The 5,556-nt window shown below is 57.3% G+C and carries 6 protein-coding genes and 1 pseudogene; 5 read left to right on the top strand and 2 right to left on the bottom strand.

Annotation, left to right across the window (positions count from 1 at the left end; genetic code table 11):
- The coding region (locus tag Q0063_RS14225) for an ATP-binding protein (RefSeq protein WP_367180393.1) at window positions 1-203 on the top strand (203 nt) is incomplete at its 5' end.
- A 242-nt stretch (window positions 204-445) separates the two neighbouring features.
- Here Q0063_RS14225 and Q0063_RS14220 read toward each other — a convergent pair.
- Window positions 446-850, bottom strand: a pseudogene (locus tag Q0063_RS14220) (manganese catalase family protein); the annotation flags it as partial.
- Window positions 850-1,308 carry a spore coat protein CotJB gene (locus Q0063_RS14215; protein ID WP_297872618.1) on the bottom strand — a complete coding sequence of 153 codons (459 nt, stop codon included), beginning with the start codon at window positions 1,306-1,308 and terminating at the stop codon, window positions 850-852. The pseudogene Q0063_RS14220 and the gene Q0063_RS14215, both read right to left, overlap by 1 nt.
- A gap of 168 nt (window positions 1,309-1,476) precedes the next feature.
- Here Q0063_RS14215 and Q0063_RS14210 point away from each other — a divergent pair, with 168 nt between their 5' ends.
- From Q0063_RS14210 to Q0063_RS14195, 4 genes are all read left to right on the top strand, one after another.
- On the top strand, window positions 1,477-1,674 hold the full coding sequence (locus Q0063_RS14210; RefSeq protein ID WP_297872617.1) for a hypothetical protein: 198 nt from the start codon (window positions 1,477-1,479) through the stop codon (window positions 1,672-1,674).
- 57 nt (window positions 1,675-1,731) lie between these two features.
- Complete coding sequence (locus Q0063_RS14205; protein ID WP_297872616.1) at window positions 1,732-2,463, top strand: N-acetylmuramoyl-L-alanine amidase; 732 nt, start codon at window positions 1,732-1,734, stop codon at window positions 2,461-2,463.
- On the top strand, window positions 2,460-3,818 hold the full coding sequence (radA, locus tag Q0063_RS14200) for a DNA repair protein RadA (protein ID WP_297872615.1): 1,359 nt from the start codon (window positions 2,460-2,462) through the stop codon (window positions 3,816-3,818). Before Q0063_RS14205 ends, radA begins: the two co-directional genes overlap by 4 nt.
- 406 nt (window positions 3,819-4,224) lie before the next feature.
- A complete protein-coding gene (locus Q0063_RS14195; RefSeq protein WP_297872614.1) occupies window positions 4,225-5,265 on the top strand; it encodes a tyrosine recombinase XerC in 1,041 nt (346 codons plus the stop codon).
- The last annotated feature ends 291 nt before the right edge of the window (window positions 5,266-5,556 follow it).

Below are 5,556 nucleotides of genomic sequence, written 5' to 3'. Positions count from 1 at the left end.
GCGTGTCCGCTGAGAAGCTGGACAAATTAAGAGCGACAACAAATCATTTGGAAAGTACCGATGAAAGATTAAAGCTAAGACACGGTTTAGGCGTTCTGTTGGTCCGTCAAATTGTTGAGGCGCATCATGGAACAATGGAAATTGAAAGCGCGCCGCAGAACGGGTATCAGACAGTTTTAACCTTTCCCAGCGAGGAGCCATAAGGCAACGGAGAACGCTTGCATACGTTCTCCGTTGCTCTTTATTTGGTTCTAATAATCAGCTCCGCAACTTGATTTTCATTGTAATGCATTTTCTCCTAAAAATTGGATTGGAAACAGCTTGTCCCATCGAAAATTTTAACAGGTTGTCTTTACACCATCGCCGCCGGAAAAGGCTTATCCTACCAACAATCCAGTGTTTTCAAGGCTTTCCGGTCTTGTTGCGCTTACGCCATCGCCCCATCTGCCGCCAAATCCTCTGTCAGGTCGGCAATCAAATCCCCTTTACAGGCCATACTGGCGGCGCTGTAGGGGAAGCCGGAGGCGGAGGTGGGATAAACGCCGGCGGTGCGGTCCACAAAATAGGTATCGAAGCCGGCGGACCTGATCTGCTCCTCCGTGAGGTTCCGGGTCAGCTGGTGGACCAGAGCGCCAATCATTTCCAGATGCCCCAGCTCCTCGGTGCCGATGTCGGTCAGAAGACCCTTCAGCTCCGGATAGGGCATGGAAAACCGCTGGCTCAGGTAGCGCAGGGAGGCTCCCAGCTCTCCGTCGGGGCCGCCGTACTGGGAGATAATGACCGACGCCAGCTTGGGATTGGTGTTTTTGACCTTGACGGGGTATTGCAGTTTTTTCTCATAGACAAACATCAGTCATTCCCTCCTACATCCCAGGGCCACGGGTCCTTCAGCCAGGCATAGCCATTTTCCGGCGTCGGCGTGGTGGAGGTCAGGGGGCCGTACATCTTTTCGTATTTCTCACGGCCCTCCCTGGCCAGATTGAGATAGGACCAGTAGAGCTGAAGAACCTCCTGGTCGCCCGCATGGGTGTCCAGATAAAGGTTCAGCTCCTTGATTGCAAAGTCCAGGGCCATCAGCTCCACCAGCGCGGTGTTGGGCAGCTGCGTCTGAGCCTGAATGGCCGCCTTGAAGGGCAGGTCCAGGCCAGGGAAGAGTGTGCCGGTCTGGAGCGCTTCCGTCCGGCTGAACCGGACCGGGTTGTTCTCCTGCATGGGGATATAGGGAAACGCCAGAGAGGCGCAGCCGTTGGGCAGAGCGCCCATGCCGGGGGCGCAGGCGCAGGTTTGTGTTTGGATTGGTTTTTCCATTGGTGGAAAGCCTCCTTTTAAAAAGGGGTTCACGCGGAACAGAGAAGCAGTCCGCGCCTGACCTATTCTATGCAGACCAACGCCCGGCGGCTACCCGCTTCCATTTCCGCCTTGACAGGGGAGGCGTCATGCCGTTAAAATAGAAGCTGACCACCAGGAGGAAGAGATATGAAAAAAACGAAAAAGGAGACCGTTTCAAAAGCAGACCTTTTTGAGGTGCTGGATAAAATGGAGTCCCTGCAAAGTATTTCCCTAAAGGGCCAGCTTCACAGCGGCTATGAGCCCCGGCCCACAGATCTCCACGACCTCGAGATTCTTCACCGGCTGGAGGAGGAGGGACGGGGCAAAAACCGGCATATGGGATAAGCAGGCGGACATAGTCTGATAGCGCATACAGAATTTTTCCGCAAGGGGGAAGCGCCTGTGATTATCCTGCTTCGTAAACGAGACCTGTTTTTATCCCTGCTGTTCTGCTGCTTTGCCGTCGGGCTGGGTACGGTGCTGTGGAAGGGGAATGCGGTGCCGGCCTTTGCCGCCGGGGAGGAGGATGGCCCGCCCCTCACCGTGGTCATTGACCCGGGCCACGGCGGAGAAGACGGCGGCGCGGTGTCGCCCGGTGGCGTCTCGGAAAGCGCTATCAATCTGGCGGTGTCCCTCCGGGTCAGCGACCTGCTGCGCTTTGCCGGGCAGCGTACGGCGCTGATTCGGGAGGAGGACATCAGCGTAGGGGACGGAGACCTGGATACCATGCGGCAGCGGAAGACCTCGGACCTGAAAAACCGGGTGGCCATGGTAAACGCCGTGGAAAACAGCCTGCTGCTGAGCATTCATCAGAACAGTCTGCCGTCTTCCCCTGTGACCCACGGGGCCCAGGTGTTCTGGAACCAGGGGGAGGGGGCCCAGGCGCTGGCGGCTGTGATGCAGGATGCTCTGAATATGGGCATCAACGCCGGAAACACAAAAAATCCCCGGCAGATACCGGACAGCATTTACCTGATGAAGCATGTAACAGGGCCTGGAATTCTGGTAGAGTGCGGTTTCCTCTCCAACGCGGCGGAAACCGAGTGGCTCCAGAGTCCCGTATATCAGACCCGGCTGGCCGCCGCCATTGCCGCCGGTTTTCTGCGGGGCCTTACAGAAGGAGACAGTTTATGAAACAAAGAACACTCTTTTACTGCACGGAGTGCGGAAATGAGACGCCGAAGTGGGCAGGCCGGTGTCCCGCCTGCGGGTCCTGGAACACGGTGGTGGAACGGCCTCCGGAAACCGTAAAGGGAAAGGGGAGAGGGGGGACCCGTATTGTATCCGCCCCCAGGGCCTGCCCGGTAACAGAGCTGGGGGAGGGCGAGGAAATCCGCTTTTCCACCGGCATGGGCGAGTTGAACCGGGTTTTAGGCGGCGGGGCGGTCAAGGGCTCCCTGGTGCTGGTGGGCGGTGCTCCCGGCATCGGAAAATCCACACTGATGCTCCAGATTTGCGGGCGGCTCTGCGAATTTTCCAAGGTGCTCTATGTATCCGGGGAGGAGTCCCAGCATCAGCTGAAGCTTCGGGCCCGGCGGCTCCATGTGGAGAGCCAGCAGCTTCTGGTCCTGTCGGAAACCGGCCTGGAGGAGATGATTCAGGCGGTTTCTGCGGAAAAACCGGACGTTTTGATTGTAGACTCCATCCAGACTCTCTATAACGACGCGTTGGATTCCCCGGCAGGCAGCATCAGCCAGGTCAAGGACTGCACCATGGCGCTGATGCGCCTGGCCAAGGGGGAGAACATTACCGTTTTTGTCATCGGCCATGTGAATAAAGAGGGGTCCATCGCCGGTCCCAAGGTTCTGGAGCACATGGTGGACTGCGTGCTGTATTTTGAGGGGGACCGGCACACCTCCTTCCGCATTCTCCGGGCGGCCAAGAACCGCTTTGGAGCCACCAACGAAATCGGCGTCTTTGAGATGGGGGACGGCGGGCTGACGGAGGTGGAAAACCCCTCGCAAATGCTGCTGTCCGGCCGTCCGGAGGATGCGCCGGGCACCTGTGTCACCTGTGTGATGGAGGGGGCCAGGCCCGTACTGGCGGAGATACAGGCATTGGTGGTAACCTCGCCGGCCAATAATCCCCGGCGCACCAGCAACGGCTTCGACTATAACCGGGCGGCCATGCTGCTGGCAGTGCTGGAAAAGCGGGGCGGACTGAAGCTCTCCGCCTGCGACGCCTATCTGAACATCATCGGCGGCTTGCAGCTGGACGAGCCCGCTGCGGACCTGGCGGCCATTGTGGCCCTGGCGTCCAGTTATCTGGACAAGCCTGTTCCCGGCGATCTGGCGGCCATCGGAGAGGTGGGCCTGACCGGGGAGCTGCGGAGCGTCAGCCAGCTCAGCCAACGGGTATCGGAGGTCCGGCGGCTGGGGTTCAGCCGTTGTGTGCTTCCTGTCCACAGGGGTCTGGAACCGCCGGCCGGGCTGGAGCTTCTGCCCGTTCGGAATATCGGTGAGGCGATCCGAGCTGCTTTGCGGGAATAAAGTGAACGCAGGCGCCGCCCAGAGCGGGCAGACCGGCAGCCGCCGCGCTCTCCAGTGTACAGACGCCGTCGGCCTGGTAGAGACATTGACTGGTACAGGGTATCAAAGGAATTCCTCCGTTCTGTGAATTGAATTTGCGCCCCATGGATTATGATAGAACTAGTTTGGCCCAAAGCGGAGGTTTTATGTTGCTAGGTTGCATTGGTATGGGCCGGTGTCACGCGCCGCGGATGAAGCCTGTATTCCTGGTACGGCGTCCGCATTGCAGAATAAACCGCCGCGCATACCGGCGGGAGGGAGGTTTTAGGGGCATACAGGCAATTGAACAAAATGATAATTTTGTTCAATTCGGGGGAGCCAAAATCCACATTTGCCCGCTCCGAGGCTCTGATGCCCCAAGCTTGCTATGAATGATTATAGACTGGAATCCCCGCAGATACTGCGGGACTTTCTCGCGTACCATGAAACCGTCAAGGCCCATTCCAAGCGGACGGTAGACGAATATTTTCTGGACCTCCGGAATTTCTTCCGCTATTTGAAGCAGATTCGCAATCCGGAGCTTGCCGGAAAGCCGCTGGATGAAATCGACATCATGGATGTGGATTTGGATTTTGTGTCCAGCGTGACGCTGACGGACATCTATGGCTACATGACCTATCTCAGCCGGGACCGCATTCTCCATCAGAACAGCTCCGTGTCCGACTACGGCCTGAATGCCGCGTCCCGGGCCCGGAAAATTGCCACCATCCGCTCCTTTTACAATTACCTCACCAATAAGATGCACCTGCTTCGTGAAAATCCTGTCAAAGATATCGACTCACCCAAGCTGCAAAAGACCCTGCCCAAATATTTGACGCTGGACGAGAGTCTGCGTCTGCTGGAGTCTGTGGACGGCAAAAATCAGGAACGGGACTACTGTATTCTGACGCTGTTCCTCAACTGCGGCCTTCGGATTTCCGAGCTGGTGGGGCTGAATCTGCGGGACATTCAGGACGAGGCCCTGCGCGTCCTGGGCAAGGGCAATAAAATCCGCGTCATCTATCTGAACGATGCCTGCCAGGACGCCCTGCGGCGCTATCTGGCGGTCCGCCGGCCCATCACCGGACGGGACGCCAACGCGCTGTTTCTCTCCTCCCGAAACGAGCGCATCAGCCGTTCCATGGTCCATGCCATGGTGAAAAAGCGGCTGTCCGCCGCCGGGCTGGACGAAAGTCAGTACTCTTCTCATAAGCTGCGGCACACCGCCGCCACACTGATGCTGCAAAACGGCGTCGACGTCCGGGCTGTTCAGGAGGTGCTGGGTCACGACCACCTGAATACCACCGAAATTTATACCCATGTGGACAATGATTCCCTGCGGATAGCTGCAAAGGCAACGCCCTTGTCACGTGTTAAAAGGACTAAGAAAAACAGCGATGCCAAGCCCGAATCCTCTGAAAAACCATGAGAAAAGCCCCCCGGTTTACCGGGGGGCTTAGAGTCTGTTTTAAAACCGTCAAAACGCCGTCTCAGGGCATCCTTTTCCGTCAGGACTACGTTGATTTGACTTGAAATCCGTCAGGATTCCCGCGTCAAATCGCCTTGCCTGACGATTGGATAGCCGTTGGCGGCTCTGCCGCCTTACGGATATCACATGCCCATTGGGTAAAAAATCTGCCCCAATCCGGCATTCCGCTGGTTTTAAAACAGACTCTAGAGGGTGTCTTCAAACTCAAGCAATCCAAACGAGAATGGCAGC

Source organism: uncultured Oscillibacter sp. (assembly GCF_947654275.1).
Lineage (GTDB): Bacteria > Bacillota > Clostridia > Oscillospirales > Oscillospiraceae > Oscillibacter.
This window is presented reverse-complemented; position numbering and strand designations above follow the sequence as displayed.

Excerpts from the sequence above, each read along its gene's own strand:
- Q0063_RS14195 (WP_297872614.1), top strand. The coding sequence starts at position 4,225 with ATGAATGATTATAGACTGGAATCCCCGCAGATACTGCGGGACTTTCTC.
- Q0063_RS14215 (WP_297872618.1), bottom strand. The coding sequence starts at position 1,308 with ATGGAAAAACCAATCCAAACACAAACCTGCGCCTGCGCCCCCGGCATG.
- Q0063_RS14210 (WP_297872617.1), top strand. The coding sequence starts at position 1,477 with ATGAAAAAAACGAAAAAGGAGACCGTTTCAAAAGCAGACCTTTTTGAG.
- radA (WP_297872615.1), top strand. The coding sequence starts at position 2,460 with ATGAAACAAAGAACACTCTTTTACTGCACGGAGTGCGGAAATGAGACG.